Origin of the sequence: Nonomuraea sp. NPDC050783 (assembly GCF_040802095.1) — a bacterium.
Lineage (GTDB): Bacteria > Actinomycetota > Actinomycetes > Streptosporangiales > Streptosporangiaceae > Nonomuraea.
Genome location: NZ_JBFAHK010000020.1, coordinates 60,664 through 77,457, shown reverse-complemented (window position 1 = coordinate 77,457; position 16,794 = coordinate 60,664). Strand labels below are relative to the sequence as shown.

15 protein-coding genes are annotated in these 16,794 nt (G+C 72.5%); 3 read left to right on the top strand and 12 right to left on the bottom strand.

Features of this window, described 5'->3' with window-relative positions:
* Positions 1-3: 3 nt before the first annotated feature.
* The 10 genes from pdxT to pgsA all read right to left on the bottom strand — a co-directional run bounded on the left by pdxT (position 4) and on the right by pgsA (position 9,597).
* Entirely contained in the window at positions 4-582 is a 579-nt protein-coding gene (gene pdxT, locus AB0H75_RS38455) for a pyridoxal 5'-phosphate synthase glutaminase subunit PdxT (RefSeq protein WP_367804651.1), read from the bottom strand.
* Between the two features lie 83 nt (positions 583-665).
* Positions 666-1,898, bottom strand: coding sequence for an MFS transporter (locus AB0H75_RS38450; protein WP_367804649.1), 1,233 nt, complete (start codon positions 1,896-1,898; stop codon positions 666-668).
* 23 nt (positions 1,899-1,921) lie between these two features.
* Positions 1,922-2,344 carry a MarR family winged helix-turn-helix transcriptional regulator gene (locus tag AB0H75_RS38445; protein WP_367804647.1) on the bottom strand — a complete coding sequence of 141 codons (423 nt, stop codon included), beginning with the start codon at positions 2,342-2,344 and terminating at the stop codon, positions 1,922-1,924.
* A gap of 49 nt (positions 2,345-2,393) precedes the next feature.
* Entirely contained in the window at positions 2,394-4,085 is a 1,692-nt protein-coding gene (locus AB0H75_RS38440) for an alkaline phosphatase (RefSeq protein WP_367804645.1), read from the bottom strand.
* Between the two features lie 208 nt (positions 4,086-4,293).
* Positions 4,294-5,208, bottom strand: a complete 915-nt coding sequence (pdxS, locus tag AB0H75_RS38435; RefSeq protein ID WP_367804790.1) for a pyridoxal 5'-phosphate synthase lyase subunit PdxS — start codon at positions 5,206-5,208, stop codon at positions 4,294-4,296.
* A 129-nt stretch (positions 5,209-5,337) separates the two neighbouring features.
* Complete coding sequence (locus tag AB0H75_RS38430; RefSeq protein ID WP_367804643.1) at positions 5,338-6,357, bottom strand: DUF3048 domain-containing protein; 1,020 nt, start codon at positions 6,355-6,357, stop codon at positions 5,338-5,340.
* 66 nt (positions 6,358-6,423) lie between these two features.
* On the bottom strand, positions 6,424-6,966 hold the full coding sequence (locus AB0H75_RS38425) for a hypothetical protein (RefSeq protein ID WP_367804641.1): 543 nt from the start codon (positions 6,964-6,966) through the stop codon (positions 6,424-6,426).
* Positions 6,963-8,093: a glycosyltransferase family 4 protein gene (locus AB0H75_RS38420; protein WP_367804639.1), complete on the bottom strand. Its 1,131-nt coding sequence runs from the start codon at positions 8,091-8,093 to the stop codon at positions 6,963-6,965. The genes AB0H75_RS38425 and AB0H75_RS38420 overlap by 4 nt, the downstream gene beginning before the upstream one ends.
* Positions 8,090-8,998 carry a phosphatidylinositol mannoside acyltransferase gene (locus AB0H75_RS38415; RefSeq protein ID WP_367804637.1) on the bottom strand — a complete coding sequence of 303 codons (909 nt, stop codon included), beginning with the start codon at positions 8,996-8,998 and terminating at the stop codon, positions 8,090-8,092. The genes AB0H75_RS38420 and AB0H75_RS38415 overlap by 4 nt, the downstream gene beginning before the upstream one ends.
* Positions 8,995-9,597 carry a phosphatidylinositol phosphate synthase gene (gene pgsA, locus AB0H75_RS38410; RefSeq protein WP_367804635.1) on the bottom strand — a complete coding sequence of 201 codons (603 nt, stop codon included), beginning with the start codon at positions 9,595-9,597 and terminating at the stop codon, positions 8,995-8,997. The genes AB0H75_RS38415 and pgsA overlap by 4 nt, the downstream gene beginning before the upstream one ends.
* A gap of 164 nt (positions 9,598-9,761) precedes the next feature.
* On the opposite strand from pgsA, the gene AB0H75_RS38405 reads away from it, so the two are divergent.
* Positions 9,762-11,900, top strand: a complete 2,139-nt coding sequence (locus AB0H75_RS38405) for an elongation factor G-like protein EF-G2 (RefSeq protein ID WP_367804633.1) — start codon at positions 9,762-9,764, stop codon at positions 11,898-11,900.
* Between the two features lie 140 nt (positions 11,901-12,040).
* Entirely contained in the window at positions 12,041-13,609 is a 1,569-nt protein-coding gene (locus tag AB0H75_RS38400; protein WP_367804631.1) for a glycoside hydrolase family 10 protein, read from the top strand.
* Here AB0H75_RS38400 and AB0H75_RS38395 read toward each other — a convergent pair.
* On the bottom strand, positions 13,596-14,288 hold the full coding sequence (locus tag AB0H75_RS38395; protein ID WP_367804629.1) for a TetR/AcrR family transcriptional regulator: 693 nt from the start codon (positions 14,286-14,288) through the stop codon (positions 13,596-13,598). The two genes, AB0H75_RS38400 and AB0H75_RS38395, sit on opposite strands and share 14 nt — an antisense overlap.
* A 97-nt stretch (positions 14,289-14,385) precedes the next feature.
* Between AB0H75_RS38395 and AB0H75_RS38390 the strand changes: the two genes are divergently transcribed.
* Positions 14,386-15,315 carry a zinc-binding dehydrogenase gene (locus tag AB0H75_RS38390; RefSeq protein WP_367804627.1) on the top strand — a complete coding sequence of 310 codons (930 nt, stop codon included), beginning with the start codon at positions 14,386-14,388 and terminating at the stop codon, positions 15,313-15,315.
* Here the strand turns inward: AB0H75_RS38390 and AB0H75_RS38385 are convergent.
* Complete coding sequence (locus AB0H75_RS38385; RefSeq protein ID WP_367804625.1) at positions 15,308-16,789, bottom strand: PLP-dependent aminotransferase family protein; 1,482 nt, start codon at positions 16,787-16,789, stop codon at positions 15,308-15,310. The genes AB0H75_RS38390 and AB0H75_RS38385 overlap by 8 nt on opposite strands.
* Positions 16,790-16,794: the final 5 nt, after the last annotated feature.

Below are 16,794 nucleotides of genomic sequence, written 5' to 3'. Positions count from 1 at the left end.
TACTTAGAGCTCCCTAACCATGTCTACGAAGTAACGGTGCACGCGCGTGTCCCCGGTGAGCTCGGGGTGGAACGACGTCGCGAGCAACGGACCTTGACGGACCGCGACGATCCTATCCCCAGGCTCGCACATGGCCAGCACCTCGACGTCACCGCCGACGGATTCGACCCAGGGGGCGCGGATGAAGACGGCGTGGACGTGCTCCCCCGCGAAGTCCAGGTCCGCCTCGAACGAGTCCACCTGGCGGCCGAACGCGTTGCGCCTGACCACCATGTCGATGCCGCCGATCGTCTGCTGCCCGGCGATGCCGTCCTCGATCCGGTCGGACAGCATGATCATGCCGGCGCAGGAGCCGTAGGCGGGCAGGCCCTCCTTGATCCGCAGGCGCAGCGGCTCCAGCAGCTCGAAGGTGTCGGCGAGCTTCCACATGGTGGTGGACTCGCCGCCGGGGATGACGAGGGCGTCGACCGCGTCCAGCTCGGCGGGCCGGCGCACGGCGACGGCCGAGGCGCCTGCCTCCTGAAGCATGCGCAGGTGCTCGCGCACGTCACCCTGGAGAGCGAGTACACCGATCGTGGGCACAGTCGATCCTTCCGTCCGGGATGCGGGTTCGCATATTCAACACCAGGATGGCCCCGGATCTTCCTACGGGGCCGGTCCGGTGCTCAGCGGGCGGGGACGGCCTCGGCGTCGCGCAGGTGGTGGCCGGCGTCCACGCGGTCCAGGGAGCGCAGGTGGTGGCGGCGCAGGTACAGCACGCCCATGCCGGCGAAGCAGCAGATCGCGCCCACCGTGTACGGCACCGCGGGCCCGATCTTCTCGCCCAGCTCGGTGGCGACGAACGGGGCCAGCGCGCCGCCCATCCAGCGTACGAAGTTGTAGCCCGCGGAGGCGACGGGCCGCGGCGCGTCGGAGACCTCCATGGCCGACTCGGTGAAGACGGTGTTGTTCAGCCCGATGGGCACGCCGGTCAGGACGGTGCACGCGACGAGCCCGGCGTGGATGCCGGTGCCCGCGAACACGGCGATGCCGGCCTGTAGCACGGCGAGCGCCGCCAGCGACAGGTGCAGCACGCCGACCGAGCCGATCCGGCGCTGGAGCGGCGGCGCGCCGAAGACCGAGGCCAGCGCCACGCAGACGCCCCAGCCGAAGAAGACCGCGCCGATCCCGTACGGCGACATGCCGAGGATGAACGGGGTGAAGGCGAGCACGGTGAAGAAGGCGAAGTTGTAGAACAGCGCGGTGAACGCGGTGGTGGACAGGCCGCCGTGCGCCAGGGCCCGGATGGGGGCGCTCAGCGCGGTCCTGGTGGCCGGTCTGGGGGTGGCCTTGAGCAGCGTCACGACGAGGACGAAGCCGACGGCCATGAGCGTGGCGGTGCCGAAGAACGGGGCCCGCCAGTTCCAGTCGCCGAGCAGCGCGCCGGCCAGCGGCCCGGCGGAGATGCCGAGGCCGAGCGCGGCCTCGTACAGGATGATGGCCGACTCCGCGCCGCCGCTGGCGGCGCCGACGATGACGGCCAGCGCGGTGGCCACGAACAGCGCGTTGCCGAGGCCCCAGCCGGCGCGGAAGCCGACGAGCTCGGCGACGCTGGTGGAGGTGCCGGCGAGCGCGGCGAACACGATCACCAGCGCCAGTCCGGCCAGCAGCGTCCGCTTGCCGCCGATGCGGCTGGAGACCCAGCCGGTGATCAGCATGGCCACCGCGGTCACCAGGAAGTAGCTGGTGAACAGCAGGGACACCTGGCTGGGCGTGGCCTTCAGCCCCTGGGCGATGCTGGGCAGGATGGGATCGACGAGGCCGATGCCCATGAAGGCCACGACCGCGGCGAACGCGGTGGCCCAGACGGACATCGGCTGACGCAGGATCCCCCCGCCGGTCTTGGTGCCGGTGTGCATGGTGCTCCTTCTGAACTACGGGTCTAGCTGCGGCCGAGCTTGGCCAGGACGGGCAGCGCCGCCGCGAGGGCGGCGCGCTCCTCGTCGGTGAGCGCCGCCAGCTCCTCGGTGAGGCGGGCGATCCTGGCCTCGCGGACGGCACGCAGCCGCACGCGGCCCTCGCCGGTCAGCTCGACCGTCCTGACGCGGGCGTCGGCGGGGTCGGTGCCCCGCGCGACCAGGCCCGCGTCCTCCAGCCGGTTGATCTGGACGGTCATGGTGGGCAGCTGGACGCCGTGCTCCTCGGCCAGCTCGGTCATGCGGCGGGCGCCGTGCTCCAGCGAGCCGAGCACGCCGTACTGCTGGCTGGTGACCGGCTGGCCTGCGACCGTGCGCCGCAGGAGGAAGACCAGGTGGCGCAGCACCGACGAGACCTGTTCCGCCAGGCCGGCGGGATCGTCCTTCATACTTAGCCCAACTAACTTAGCTGGGCTAATATTCCGGCACCCCTGGGGTCTACGGGCGCTCGGTCTCCTGCCGGACCGTGTCCTCGGCGGTGATCTGCTGCTGGGCGCGCATGGCCGGGTCGAGCGGCCGCAGGTAGGTCTCCTGCACCCCGGGGACGCGGTCCTCGATCACGAACGTGGCCCGGGTGTGGACCTCCGCCCCCGGCTCGGTGACCAGGGGCACGACCTTGAAGTCGGCGGTCAACTGGTCGCGCTCGATCGTGGTGAGCACGTAGCCGCGCTGGTTGTTGTAGAACTTCAGGTGCGGGTTGATCGCCAGGAACGGGTGCGCCGCCGGGTCGGAGTCGGCGCCGTCGCCCGTGGTGGAGATCGAGGTGGTGACCAGCTCCGAGCCCACGGACGGCCCGGTCGGGTCGTCGTAGTCCAGCTTGAGGTCGCCGGCCCAGTGGGCGTGCACGTCGCCGGTCAGCACGACGGCGTTGCGCACCCCGGCGTCCACCCAGCCCTGCGTGATGCGCTGCCGGGAGGCCACGTAGCCGTCCCAGGCGTCCATGCTGGTGACCTTGAGGGGGCCGGCGTCGCTGTCGCGCTGGGCGAAGAAGACCTGCTGGCCCAGGATGTCCCACTGCGCCCGGGAGTGGCGGAAGCCGTCCAGCAGCCAGGACTCCTGCTCGGCGCCGGTGATGGAGCGGGCGGGGTCCGCGGCGGCCGGGCAGTTCCGGTAGCCGTCGCCGCAGCTCTGGTCGTCGCGGTACTGGCGGGTGTCGAGCATGTGGAAGGTGGCCATCCGGCCCCAGCGCACCCGCCGGTAGAGCTGCATGCCGACGCCGCGCGGGATCGAGGTGCGGCGCAGCGGCATGTTCTCGTAGTACGCGCGGAAGGCGGCCGCGCGGCGGGCCGGGAAGTCCGGCTGCGGGATCTCCGGCTTCTCGGGCACCTCGCCGGCCCAGTTGTTGTCCACCTCGTGGTCGTCCCAGACGACCAGCCAGGGCGCGGCGGCGTGGGCGGCCTGCAGGTCGGGGTCGGTCTTGTACTGGGCGTGGCGCTGGCGGTAGTTCGCCAGGGTCTCGGTCTCGGGGCCCTCGTGGTCGCGGACGTTGCCGCCGGGGATGGTGTAGGTGTCCCTGGTGTACTCGTACTGGTAGTCGCCCAGGTGCAGGACCAGGTCGGGGTGCTCCTCGGCGAGCCTGCGGTAGGAGGTGAAGTAGCCGTGCTCGTACTGGGCGCAGGAGACGAACGCCATGGACAGCGCGCCGCCGTAGGACAGCGGGTGCGGGGCGGTGCGGGCGCGGCCGGCCGGCGAGACGTACGGGCCGACGCGGAAGCGGTACCAGTACTCGCGGTCGGCGGGCAGCCGGTCCACCTCGACGTGGACGCTGTGGCCCCACTCCGGCGCGGCCGTGGCGACGCCGGCGCGCACCACCCGGCGCAGCCGCTCGTCGGCGTAGACCTGCCAGTGCACGGTGAACGGCCGCTGCGGCATGCCGCCGAGGCCGTCCTCGGCCAGCGGCTCCTGGGCGAGCCTGGTCCACAGCACGAAGCCCTCGTGGTCGGGGTCGCCGGAGGCCACGCCGAGCGTGAACGGGTCGGCGCGCAGCTCGCGCGGGGCGAGCGATCGCCCGGCGGCGGCCACCGGGCCGCCGTCGGCGTGGGCCACCCCTGGGACGGCCCCGGGGACGGCCGCGCCGGCGCCGGCCGCTAAACCGGTGACGAGGAAGTGCCTGCGGTTGAGCTGGGACATGTGGCGCTCCTGGGACGATCACGGCTGAGGGTCGCCCGTAGCCTGACTCAGCATCATGACTGCTCGGTAAACGCCACACAACACGAAAAGGCGGCATCCTTCGCGGATGCCGCCTTGATCGCAGATCCATGTCAGCGCCGTCGCCCCCGCTCCTCCGGATCGTAATCCGCAAGTGCCCCGGTGACCTGCGACGACGCGCCGGCGATCGTTACCAGCCGCGCTCGGCCAGGCGGTGCGGCTGCGGGATCTCGTCGACGTTGATGCCGACCATCGCCTCGCCCAGGCCGCGCGAGACCTTGGCGATGACGTCGGGGTCGTCGTGGAAGGTGGTGGCCTTGACGATGGCCGCCGCCCGCTTGGCCGGGTCGCCCGACTTGAAGATGCCCGAGCCGACGAACACGCCCTCGGCGCCGAGCTGCATCATCATCGCGGCGTCGGCCGGGGTGGCGATGCCGCCCGCGGTGAACAGCACGACCGGCAGCTTGCCGCTCCTGGCGACCTCGGCGACCAGCTCGTAGGGGGCCTGCAGCTCCTTGGCCGCGACGTACAGCTCGTCCTCGGGCAGCGAGGTGAGCCGCTTGAGCTCGGCGCGGATCGTGCGCATGTGGGTGACGGCATTGGAGACGTCGCCGGTGCCGGCCTCGCCCTTGGAGCGGATCATGGCGGCGCCCTCGGTGATGCGGCGCAGGGCCTCGCCGAGGTTGGTGGCGCCGCAGACGAACGGCACGGTGAACTGCCACTTGTCGATGTGGTTGGCGTAGTCGGCGGGGCTCAGCACCTCGGACTCGTCGACGTAGTCGACGCCCAGCGACTGCAGCACCTGCGCCTCGACGAAGTGGCCGATGCGGGCCTTGGCCATCACCGGGATCGACACGGCGTTGATGATGCCCTCGATCATGTCGGGGTCGCTCATCCGGGACACGCCACCCTGGGCACGGATGTCGGCCGGCACACGTTCAAGGGCCATGACGGCGACCGCGCCGGCGTCCTCAGCGATCTTGGCCTGCTCAGGGGTGACGACGTCCATGATGACGCCGCCCTTGAGCATCTCGGCCATGCCGCGCTTGACGCGGGCGGTTCCGGTGACGGGGGTGCTTTCTGGCGTGCTGCTGGACACGGTCATCCTCACGGGCTCTCACGGCGGATCGGTATGTTGTCAAGCCCATCGTAGGTCCTGGAGGACCCCTCCCCCGACATGCCAAGATGTCAGGATTCGCCGCCCTTGTTGTACAAGCAGGCGCCTAAGGGATGCCTAAGGGATGACGGGCTTGCGGCTGGCGAGCGCCACCCAGACCTGGCCGGGCGCGAAGTTCATCGGCTCGCCGCTCTCCGTGGTGAACGTCGTACCGGAGGTCTCCGATTCCCGTTCCCAGCGTGCTTTGTAAGCTTTACCGTCGCGCAGCACGACCGCCGAGCCCTTGCCGGTGGTGTGCACCAGCGGCGTGTAGCTCTGGTTCTTGTCGTGGAACTGCGAGCGCTCGGTCTTGGTGTACTGGACCACGACGGTGGGCGCGCCGAGCTGCCCGCCCTCGGCGGCCATGTCCTTCTTGCCGTCCTGCCAGATCATCCACTGCTTGCGCTGCTCGTTCCAGGTGAAGGTGAAACGCGCGGCGGGCCAGCGCACCGTGTAGGACGTGCGCTCCACGCCGCCCTCGGCCGGCGCCTCGCCGAAGGTGAAGCCGATGTCCTTGGCCTTGCTCGCCTTGGGGGCCTTGGCCAGCAGTTGTTTGGTGGTGGCGAACAGGTTGTAGGGGGCGAAGCGGCCCGGCTGGCGGAAGTACGCACCGGGGTTGCGGGTGTCGCCGACGTCGAACAGCGACGCCTCGGCGACGAACGGCAACATCTTGGTCTGCACGCCCGAGTACGCGAAGGCGGGCTTGCCGAACATCGGCGCGATGTGCAGGTCGGAGATGCGGGCGCTGCGTACCGGGCCCACCTTGGGAGGCAGCTTGGAGGAGAAGATCGCCATGAGCCGGGTCAGCCCGGCCTCGACCTGCTCGACGTAGACGATGTCGGCGCTCTTGAGCCCGAGCTGCGGCTTGCCCGCCGCGGTGTTCTCGATCTTCACCGCGAGCACCGGCCTGAGTGCGTCGTACGGCTTGCCGGTGAAGGGGTGCGCGGGCGCCTCCTCCGCCGGCTGCTCCTCGCTGGGCGCCGAGGTGGCGGTCTCGGGTGCCTGGCCGGCGGCGGGCTCGTCGCTGGAGCAGGCCGCCAGGGGCAGCAGCACGGCCGCTCCGGCCAGCGTGACCGAGATCATCCGGGGTAGCCGCACGTCGAACACTCCTCGCTCCCATGCCTGGTAAAACGGCATGAGCTTACTGCTTTCCGTCAAACCAGGTCATTCAGTTGCCATGGTCGCGGGTGGATTGTCATCGATCTCGAAGAATTCGGGGTAGTCGGTGTGCCCGGCCAGCCGCAGCGTCCTGGCCAGCCAGCGGCGCTGCGCCGCGCGCGTGACCGCCACCGCGTTGTTGTAGAAGCGGCGCGCGTAGACCACCTTGGCCACCGCCGCGTCCAGCTCCTCCAGCAGGTCGGCGCCGCCGGGCGTCTCGGCCAGCTTCTCCCTGAAGCGCTCCTGGTCCACGGCCGCCCGCAGCGCCCGCGACAGGTCGCTCTCGGCGTGCTCGCGCTCCTCGGGGCCGGCGATCCTGGCCTCGTGCGCCGCGGCGGCCAGCACCAGCGAGGTGGCCGGGTCGAGCAGGCGCGAGCCGGCCAGCTCCAGCACCACCGCCCGGCGCCGGGTCAGTGCCGCGTCCATCGCCTCGCGGGCCAGCTCCAGGCGGATGTGCAGGCGGTCGAGGCGGCCGGCGCGCCAGGAGACGTACACCGCCAGCAGCACCACGACGAGGCCGGCGACCAGCACGATCATGGTGGACGTCACAGGTCTTCCTCCACCCGGCCCGCGCCCGCCGCGGTCACCGTCTCGTAGACGCGCACCACGTCGCGCGCCACCGTGGACCAGTCGTACTTCCTGACCGCCAGCAGCGCCTCCCCGGCCAGCTTGGCCCGGCGCTCCGGCGCGTCGAGCAGCGCCGCCGCCTCCCGTGCCAGCGAGGCCGCGTCGCCGTTGGCGAACAACGCGCCCGCCTGCCCGTCGCCGAGCACCTTGCGGAAGGCCGGGATGTCGCTGGCCAGCACGGTCGCCCCGGACGACATGGCCTCGGCCAGCACGATGCCGAAGCTCTCGCCCCGGGTGTTGGGGGCGCAGAACACGTCCACCGAGTGGTAGGCGCGGATCTTGTCGGTCTCGCTCACCATGCCCAGCACCGTCACCCGGTCGTGGAAGCGGGCCGGCACCCGCTCGTAGACGTCCTTCTCGTCGCCGGGCCCGGCGACGAGCAGCTTCACCCCCGGCCGCTCGGCCGCCAGCGTCGCGAACGCCTCCAGCAGGATCGGCAGGCCCTTGCGCTCCTCGTCCATGCGGCCCAGGAAGCCGATGGTCTGGCCGTCGGGGCCCCACCCGTCCAGCGGCTCGGCCTGCGCGTAGCGGGCGACGGTCACCCCGTTGGGGATGAGCACCGCGTCGCCGCCGAACTGCTCGACCAGGCTCTTGCGGGCCGCGTCGGAGACCGCGATGCGGCCGCTGAGCTTCTCCAGCGCGCTGCGCAGCAGCGGCTCGGCCACCGCGATCGCCCGCGAGCGGGAGAACGAGGCGTGGAAGGTGGCCACGATCGGCCCCCTGGCCGCCCAGCAGGCCAGCACGCCCAGGCTCGGGATCAGCGGCTCGTGGATGTGCAGCACCTCGAACTCGCCGGTGCGCACCCACCGCCGCACCCGCGCCGCCGACAGGAAGCCGAACGACATCCGGGCCACCGACCCGTTGTAGGGCACGGGCACCGCCCGGCCCGCCCCCGTCACGTAGGGCGGCAGCTCGTCGTCGTCGGCCGCCGGGGCGATCACCGAGACCTCGTGCCCCTGGGCCATCAGCGCCTGGGCCAGGTCGTCGATGTGCTGCTTGACGCCGCCCGGCATGTCCCAGGAGTAGGGGCAGACGATGCCGACCCTCATCGCCGGAGGTCTTCCAGCCAGAGCCGCTGCAACATGTGCCAGTCCTCCGGGTGCTCGGCGATGCCCTTCTCGAACACGTCCGCCAGCCCCTGGGCCAGGACGGCGACCTTCTCCTGGCGGGTGCCCTCGGCGGGCACCGGCAGCTCCTCATGGATGTCGATGCCCCAGCCGTCGCCGTCGAAGTAGATGACGGCCGGCAGCAGCGCCGCCCCCGTCTGGACGGCCAGCAGCGACGGCCCGGCCGGCATCTTGGTGGTCGCGCCGAAGAAGCGCACCTCCACGCCGGTCCTGGTGAGGTCGCGCTCGGCGGGCAGGCACACCACGCCGCCCTTGCGCACCCGCTGGGCCAGGATGGCGAAGTTGTGGCCGTCGCCGCCGGTCAGCGGCAGCACCTCCATGCCCAGGCCCTCGCGGAAGGCGACGTAGCGGCGGAACAGCGACTCGGGCTTGAGCCGCTCGGCCACGGTGGTGAACGGGTGGCCCACGTTGACCAGCCACGCGCCCGCCTGGTCCCAGTTGCCCATGTGCGGCAGCGCCAGCACCACGCCCCGGCCGGCCGCCACCGTGTCGTGGATGTGCTCGGCCCCGGTGACGCGGGTGCGGCGCACGATCTCCGCGCCGTCCATCCGCGGCAGCCGGAAGATCTCGTGGAAGTAGCGGAAGTACGAGCGCATGCCCGCCCTGGTCAGCTCCCGCAGCTCGCGGCTGCCCGGCTCCAGGCCGGTCACCCTGGCCAGGTTGGACTCCAGCCGCAGCACCGACCTGCCGCGCCTGGCCCACACCCGGTCGGCCAGCGCGCGGAAGGCGGCCGCCGTGGGGCGCTCGGGCAGTGACGGCACGAGCTTCCAGCCGGCCGCGAAGCCCGCGGCCACCACGCGGTCGCCGAACGACGTCTTCCCGCTCATCTCTCCCTCGCCTGCTCGTACACGTGCCACACCCGCTGTCCCACGGTGATCACGCTGGCGGCCGCCAGCAGCCACATCCCCGCCGCCAGCACGTACGGCACCCCGAGCCCCGCGAAGAATGCCGCGACCAGCGCCACGACCAGCCGCTCCGGCCGCTCGGCCAGCCCGACGTCGGCCGTGAGCCCGAGCCCCTCGGCCCTGGCCTTGGCGTAGGAGACCAGGGCGCCGGCGGCCAGGCAGGCCAGCGTCACCGCAGCCATCAGCGTGTCGCCTTCGGAGATGAAATACAAGATCAGGCCGGCGAAGATGGCGGCGTCGGCGACCCGGTCGAGCGTCGAGTCGAGGAACGCCCCCCAGGTGCTGCCCCCGTTGCCGCCGAGCCGGGCGACCACCCCGTCGAGCAGGTCGAACAGCACGAAAAGCGTGATCACGAGGGCGCCCCAGGACAGCAGCCCCAGGGGGAAGAAGGTCAGGGCGGCCACGACCGTGCCGAGGGTGCCGATCGCCGTGACGGCGTCCGGGCCGATCCCGCGGCTCACGAGGGCCCTGCCCAGCGGGGTGAGTATCCGGGTCACGGCCGGGCGCAGGAGTTTGAGCATCGCCGTCCGATCGTAGGCCATCGGAGAGCACGCCGGTTTCTTTGCCCCGCACCCCTTGTGATATCCGCCACACGGGTATTTGGTGAACACACCGCGTCCATGCGGTTCCCAGTACCTCCGCGGGGCGCGGTGTCGGCACGGTCATCGACGCGCGGGAGGCGAATGTGGCGGAGAGGAACTCGGGCAACGCCGTGGGAGCCGCGGGCAGGGCACCCGCGGCCGACAGGGCGGATGCGATACGCAATGTCGTGCTGGTCGGCCACTCAGGAGCGGGTAAGACGACCCTCGTCGAGCAGCTGCTGGCCGCCACGGGCACCATTCAGCGCCCGGGGCGGGTGGAGGACGGCACCACCGTCAGCGACCATGACGAGGTCGAGGTCCGGCAGCAGCGGTCGGTCAACCTGGCCGTGGCTCCGGTGACGCACAACGGCATCAAGATCAATCTGATCGACACCCCCGGCTACGCCGACTTCGTCGGCGACCTGCGGGCCGGGCTGCGCGCGGCCGACGCCGCGCTGTTCGTCGTGTCGGCCTCCGACGGGATCGACGGGCTCACCCAGATGCTCTGGGAGGAGTGCGCCCAGGTCGGCATGCCCCGCGCGGTCGTCATCACCAAGATCGACCACCAGCGCGCGAACTTCGAGGAGGTGCTGGCCACCTGCCAGGAGATCTTCGGCGACGGAGTGGCGCCCCTCTACCTGCCGGTCATCACCAACGGCCACGTCAACGGGCTGATCGGGCTGCTGACGCAGAAGTTCTACAACTACGCCACCGGCGACCGTACCGAGAAGGACCCCGGCGCCGACTACGAGGCGCAGATCGAGGAGCACCGCAGCGGGCTCATCGAGGGCATCATCCAGGAGAGCGAGGACGAGTCGCTCATGGAGCGCTACCTCGAGGGTGAGCCGATCGACGTCAAGGTCCTCATCGAGGACCTGGAGAAGGCCGTCGCGCGCGGCAGCTTCTACCCGGTGCTGTGCAGCGGGATGGGCGTCGGCACGCACGAGGTGCTCGAAGTGATCACGCAGGGTTTCCCCTCGCCGCTGGAGCACCCGATGCCGGAGATCACCGACCTGTCCGGCAGGCCGGTCCAGGGCGTCTCCTGCGATCCCGACGGCCCCCTGGTGGCCGAGGTCGTCAAGACCACCAGCGACCCGTACGTGGGCCGCATCAGCCTGGTCCGCGTCTTCTCCGGCACCCTGCGCCCGGACATGACCGTGCACGTCTCCGGCCACGGCCTGGCCGACCGCGGGCACGAGGACCACGACGTGGACGAGCGCATCGGCACGCTCTCCTGCCCCCTGGGCAAGCAGCAGCGCCCGATCGGCAAGGGCGTCGCGGGCGACATCGTGGCGGTGGCCAAGCTGGCGCGCGCCGAGACCGGCGACACGCTCTCCGACGTCGAGCGGCCGATGTGCATGACCTCCTGGACCATGCCCGACCCGCTGCTGCCGGTGGCGATCAGGGCCAGGTCCAAGGCCGACGAGGACAAGCTGTCGCAGGCCCTGGCCCGGCTGGTGGCGGAGGACCCGACGCTGCGGCTGGAGAACAACGCCGAGACCAAGCAGCTCGTCCTGTGGTGCATGGGCGAGGCGCACACCGACGTGCTGCTGGACCGGCTGTCCAAGCGGTACGGCGTCGAGGTCGAGCGCATCGAGCTGCGGGTGCCGCTGCGCGAGACGTTCGGCGGCCGGTGCCAGGCGATGGGCCGCAACGTCAAGCAGACCGGCGGCCACGGCCAGTACGCCATCTGCCACATCGAGATCGAGCCCCTGCCCTCCGGCGGCGGGTTCGAGTTCGTGGACAAGATCGTGGGCGGCGTGGTGCCGCGGCAGTTCATCCCGTCGGTGGAGAAGGGCGTGCGGGCGCAGATGGAGCGCGGCGTCGTGGCCGGCTACCCGGTGGTGGACGTGCGCGTCACGCTCTACGACGGCAAGGCCCACTCGGTGGACTCCTCCGACATGGCCTTCCAGATCGCCGGCCAGCTCGCGCTGAAGGAGGCGGCGTCGAAGGTGCCGACGCTGCTGCTGGAGCCGGTGGACGAGCTGTCGGTGCTGGTGGCCGACGACTACGTGGGCTCGGTGATGTCCGACCTGTCGTCGCGGCGCGGCCGGGTGCTCGGCACCGAGCCGGTCGGCACCGGGCGCACGCTGGTACGGGCCGAGGTGCCCGAGCTGGAGATCACCCGCTACGCCATCGACCTGCGCTCGATGTCCCACGGGACGGGCACCTTCACCCGTTCCTTCCTGCGCTACGAGCCGTTGCCGCCGAACCTGGCGGGCAAGGTGACGGCCACGTCGTAGGCGCCGGGCGAGCCGCGGAGCCGGGAGGGCGAATCGGGTCCCTCCCGGCATTTCATAACGAAACATAACGAACAGCTCACGATTCCCTTTGGCGCTTTTGGCCTGATCATCGGCCCTGAGCTGCCAGACTGGGTGGCACTATGCGAACTGGACGCCCACTCCTGGCCGCCGCCGCTCTCGCCGTCGCCACCACCACGGCCGCCTACCTGTTCGGCCCCGGAGCCGGAGAGAGCCCCGCCGCGAGCAAGAAGAAGACGACCAACGCCACCGCCGCCACCTCCGCCGCCGCCGGCGCGGCCGCCTGCGAGCCCGACGCCCGCTACCCCAAGCGCCAGCTTCGCGGCGTCTGGATCGCCACCACCATGAACATCGACTGGCCCGCCAAGCCCGGCCTGTCGCAGGCACGGCAGAAGGCCGACTACGTCAAGATCCTCGACGCCGCCGTCGCGCGCCGGCTCAACGCGGTCTTTGTGCAGGTCAGGCCAGCCTCCGACGCCATCTACAAGTCGTCGCTGGAGCCCTGGTCGAAGTTCCTGACCGGCACGGCGGGCAAGGACCCCGGCTGGGACCCGCTGCCGTTCCTCATCGACGAGGCCCACAAGCGCAACCTGGAGTTCCACGCCTGGTTCAACCCGTACCGGGCCGCGTACGAGTCGGACGTCTCCCAGCTGCCGGCCAACCACCCCGCCAGGCGGCACCCCGGCTGGGTCGTCAAGCACGGCGGCCGCCTCTACTACAACCCCGGCCTGCCGCAGGTGCGCGAGCACGTCGTCAAGGTCGTCACCGACGTCGTCGACCGCTACGACATCGACGGCGTGCACTTCGACGACTACTTCTACCCGTACCCGGGCGAGGGCGGTCCGTTCGCCGACCAGGCCGCCTTTACAAAGTACGGCAAGGGCCAGAAGCTGGCCGACTGGCGGCGCGGCAACGTCGACAAGCTCGTCGCCGAGGTCGACGAGGCCGTCCACGAGCGCAAGGAGCACGTGAAGTTCGGCATCAGCCCGTTCGGGATCTGGCGCAACAAGGCCCAGGACCCCGACGGCTCCGCCACCTCCGGCATGTCCGCCTACGACTCGATCTACGCCGACGCGCGCTCCTGGATCGAGGACGGCACCGTCGACTACGTCATGCCGCAGCTCTACTGGCCGCGCGGCTTCAAGGCGGCCGACTACCGCGAGCTGATGCCGTGGTGGGCGGGCGCCGTCAAGGGCAGCGACGTGCACCTGTACATCGGCCAGGCCCTCTACCAGGTCGGCGCCAACCAGTCCTGGTCCAAGCCGGGCGAGCTGGCCGCGCACCTGACCCTCAACCGCAAGCACCCCGAGGTCAAGGGCGACGTCTACTTCAGCGCCAAGAACCTGCTGGCCAACCCGCTCGGCGCGATGGACCGCGTCGTCAAGGGCGGCTACGCCCGCCCGGCGCTGCTGCCCCTCATGAAGGACCGCGGCGGCCGGGCCCCGGCCAAGCCGGCGGGCGCCAGGGCGGCGGGCCGCACGGTGTCGTGGACGGCCTCCCAGGGGGCCCGGGCGTACGCGGTCTACCAGGTGCCGAAGTCCGGTGACGACTGTCACGAGAGCGACGCGCGCAACCTGGTCGCCGTGGTCGCCGGCCCGGCCTACACGGCCAAGGCCGCCGGCACCTACCTGGTCACCTCGCTCGACCGGCTGCACCACGAGAGCGAGCCGGTGCGGGTCAAGGTGAGCTGACGCGCGCCGCGCCGCCCTCGGCCGGGGTCAGGGCGAGGGCGGCGGGCAGGGCCGCCGTGGTCTCGCGGATCCGGTCGGCCAGGCCCTCCCGACCTGTGCCGGGGACGCCGGACGTGCCAGGGGCGCCGGACGTGCCAGGGGCGCCGGACGTGCCGGAGGTGCCCGTCCAGGCGGCCATCGCCTGGTGGAACGCGGCCACCAGCATGTCCAGCGCCAGGCGGGGGCGCGGGTCGCCGGGGCCGCCGAGGCCGAAGCGCCGCTCCAGGATGTCCAGGGCGGCCTGGGTGGTGCGCTCGCAGAAGTGCCGGTTGTGGCCGTCCATCGAGGGCGTGCGCTGCGAGAGCGCGTAGGCGAGCGACATCCGCTCCGCCCAGCCCTCCTCCCCGACCTGCTCCAGCCCCGCCAGCAGCGCGTCGCGGGCCAGCTCCAGCAGCGTCCTGCCGCCCGGCTCCGCGGACTCCAGCTCCACCAGGAACGCCGCCCACAGGTCCTGCGCGGGCGCCATCGCGACATCCTCCTTGCTGGCGAAGGTGCGGAAGAAGGTGCGCTTGGACACCTCCACCGCCTCGCACAGCTCGTCCAGCGTGACGCCGTCGAAGCCGCGGCGCGTGAACTGCTCCAGCGCCGTGTCGATCAGTGCCTGCCGGGTCCTGAGCTTCTTGCGTTCGCGCAATGTCACCCGGGAAGTGTAGCAAGGGGGCGAATGCCACTTGCGCGCTTATGCCACTGAGTGGCATAACTGGACGGGTCAGTCACCGTCCCAAGGGGGATCCCTCATGCGTGCCCTGCTCGTCGACCACTCCACCGCCTCCGGCCTGCGCCTCGGCGAGAGCCCCGATCCCGAGCCCGCCCCGCACCAGGCCCTGGTCCGGGTGAGCGCCGTCTCGCTCAACTCCGGCGAGGTCAAGCACGGCATCGGCGGCGCGCCGGACGGCACGGTGCTCGGCTGGGACGCCGCCGGGGTGGTCGAGCGCCCGGCCGCCGACGGCTCGGGCCCCGCCGCGGGAACGCTGGTCGTCACCCTCGGCGCCGACGGCGGCTGGGCCGAGCTGCGGGCCGTGGACACCGGAGCGCTCGGCGTCGTGCCGGCGGGCGCCGACCTCGGCGCGATCAGCACCGTCCCGGTCGCGGGGGCCAGCGCGCTGCGCGCCCTGCGCGTGATCGGGCCGGTGCTCGGCAGGCGCGTCCTGGTCACCGGCGCCACGGGCGGGGTCGGCCGGTTCGCGGTGCAGCTCGCCCGGCTCGGCGGCGCGTACGTCGTGGCCGCCACCGGCGACCCGCGCGCGCACGGCGACAGCCTGCGGGCGCTCGGCGCGCACGAGGTGGTCAGCGCCCCCGAGCAGGCCGGGGGCCACCTGGACGGGGTCGTGGACTGCGTGGGCGGGCCGCAGCTCGTGCAGGCGTTCCGCGGGCTGGCGGCGGGCGGCACGCTGGTCTCCGTCGGGCGCTCCTCGGGCGAGCCCGCGCACTTCCCCGCCGACGAGTTCCAGGGCGACCAGGGGCGGCACGGGCGCTCGATCGTCACCTTCTACCTGCTGGACGGCGTGCCGATCGGGCAGGACCTGGCGTGGCTCGGCGCGCGGGTGGCCGACGGCACCCTCGACCCGCACGTGTCGTGGCGCGGCGGGTGGGACCGGGCGGGCGAGGCCGTCGGCGCGCTGCTGGAGCGCCGCCTGCACGGCAAGGCCGTCCTCGACCTCACCTGACCTCCCGGTCCCCCGGGTGGCGGTCCGGGTGGCGGTCCGGATGGCGGTCCGGATGGCGGTCCGGATGGCGGTCCGGATGGCGGTCCGGATGGCGGTCCGGGTGGCGGTCCGGGTGGCGGGCGGCCCACGCGCGGGCCAGGCCCGCCACCGCCCGGTCCAGGAGGGCCGGGGGCAGCGCGAAGCTGAGGCGCAGCCGGTCGCGGTGGCGGCCGTCCGGGGAGAACAGCGAGCCGGGCGCCACCGCCACCCCCTCCTCCCTCGCCTCGGCGGCGAAGCGGTCGGTGTCCGTGCCCGGCAGCCGCGCCCACACCGACAGGCCGCCGGCCGGCCGCTCCCACGACCAGGCGGGCAGGCGGGCGGCCAGGGCGGCGGTGAAGTGCTCGCGGCGGCGGGCCAGCTCGGCCAGCCACGGGCCGGGCGGGTTGTGCTCCAGCAGGTCGGCCGCCAGCCGCTGGGCCACCGCGCCGGTGGCCAGGTCGGCGTCGAGCTTGGCCTCCACCAGGCGGGCCAGCAGCGGCTCGGGCGCGGCCAGCCAGCCCACCCGCAGCCCGCCCCACAGCACCTTGGACAGCGAGCCGACCGTCACGGTCCCGTACGGGTGCAGCGGGGCCAGCGGCTCGGGCGGCGGCGTGCCGTCGTACACGACGGCGGCCAGCGTGCGGTCCTCGACCAGCGGGACGTCCGCGGCGGCGGCCAGCTCGGCGACGTGCCGCAGGTCGGGTACGGCCCCCGTGGGGTTGTCCACGGCGACGACGAGGACGGCGGCGGGCCGGTGCCGGGCCAGGGCGTCCTCGACGGCGGCCGGGGAGGTCAGGTCGAGCGGCACCGCGACCGCGCCCGCGCGGCGGAAGACGCTCAGCGCTCCCCCGTAGGTCGGATCGCCGACCAGGACCCGCTCGCCGGGGCGCAGCAGCACGCGGGCGGCCAGGTCGATGCCCTGCTGCGCGCCGGCCGTGATCAGGATGTCGTCCCCGTTCCCGCCCCGGCCCCCGCCCCCGTCCCCGCTCGCGGGCCAGGCGCAGGCCGCGCCGCCGCGCAGCAGCGCCCGCAGCCGGGGGTCGCCCATGGCGTCGTAGCCGTGGCCGCTGGGCGAGCGCAGCAGCGCGGCCGCGTCGATCGGCGGCACCACCAGGTGGGAGGGGTCGGGCACGACCGAGGTGGACAGGTCGGCCACCACCGCCCCGCTCCGCAGCAGGCCGCCGAACGAGGGCGTGCCCAGCACGTACGTGCCGCTGCCGTGCCGCCGCTCGCACATGCCCTCCTCGCACAGGACGTTGAAGGCGGCCGCCACCGTGCCCCTGCTCAGGCCGACCGCCTGGGCCAGGTCGCGCTCGGAGGGCAGGCGGGTGCCGGGGGCCAGCGCGCCGGTCTGGGCCAGGTCGGCCAGCGCGCCGGCGAGCCTGCGGCTGGGGGTGCCCCGGTGCAGGCGCAGGCGGTCGCGGACGAGCGTGACGAGGTTTTCATCCCTTCCCATGCCAC

Coding starts and splice junctions, on each gene's coding strand:
- AB0H75_RS38400 (WP_367804631.1), top strand. CDS start 12,041: ATGCGAACTGGACGCCCACTCCTGGCCGCCGCCGCTCTCGCCGTCGCC.
- AB0H75_RS38420 (WP_367804639.1), bottom strand. CDS start 8,093: ATGAGGGTCGGCATCGTCTGCCCCTACTCCTGGGACATGCCGGGCGGC.
- AB0H75_RS38415 (WP_367804637.1), bottom strand. CDS start 8,998: ATGAGCGGGAAGACGTCGTTCGGCGACCGCGTGGTGGCCGCGGGCTTC.
- AB0H75_RS38440 (WP_367804645.1), bottom strand. CDS start 4,085: ATGTCCCAGCTCAACCGCAGGCACTTCCTCGTCACCGGTTTAGCGGCC.
- AB0H75_RS38390 (WP_367804627.1), top strand. CDS start 14,386: ATGCGTGCCCTGCTCGTCGACCACTCCACCGCCTCCGGCCTGCGCCTC.
- AB0H75_RS38445 (WP_367804647.1), bottom strand. CDS start 2,344: ATGAAGGACGATCCCGCCGGCCTGGCGGAACAGGTCTCGTCGGTGCTG.
- pdxS (WP_367804790.1), bottom strand. CDS start 5,208: ATGACCGTGTCCAGCAGCACGCCAGAAAGCACCCCCGTCACCGGAACC.
- AB0H75_RS38450 (WP_367804649.1), bottom strand. CDS start 1,898: ATGCACACCGGCACCAAGACCGGCGGGGGGATCCTGCGTCAGCCGATG.
- AB0H75_RS38385 (WP_367804625.1), bottom strand. CDS start 16,789: ATGGGAAGGGATGAAAACCTCGTCACGCTCGTCCGCGACCGCCTGCGC.
- pgsA (WP_367804635.1), bottom strand. CDS start 9,597: ATGCTCAAACTCCTGCGCCCGGCCGTGACCCGGATACTCACCCCGCTG.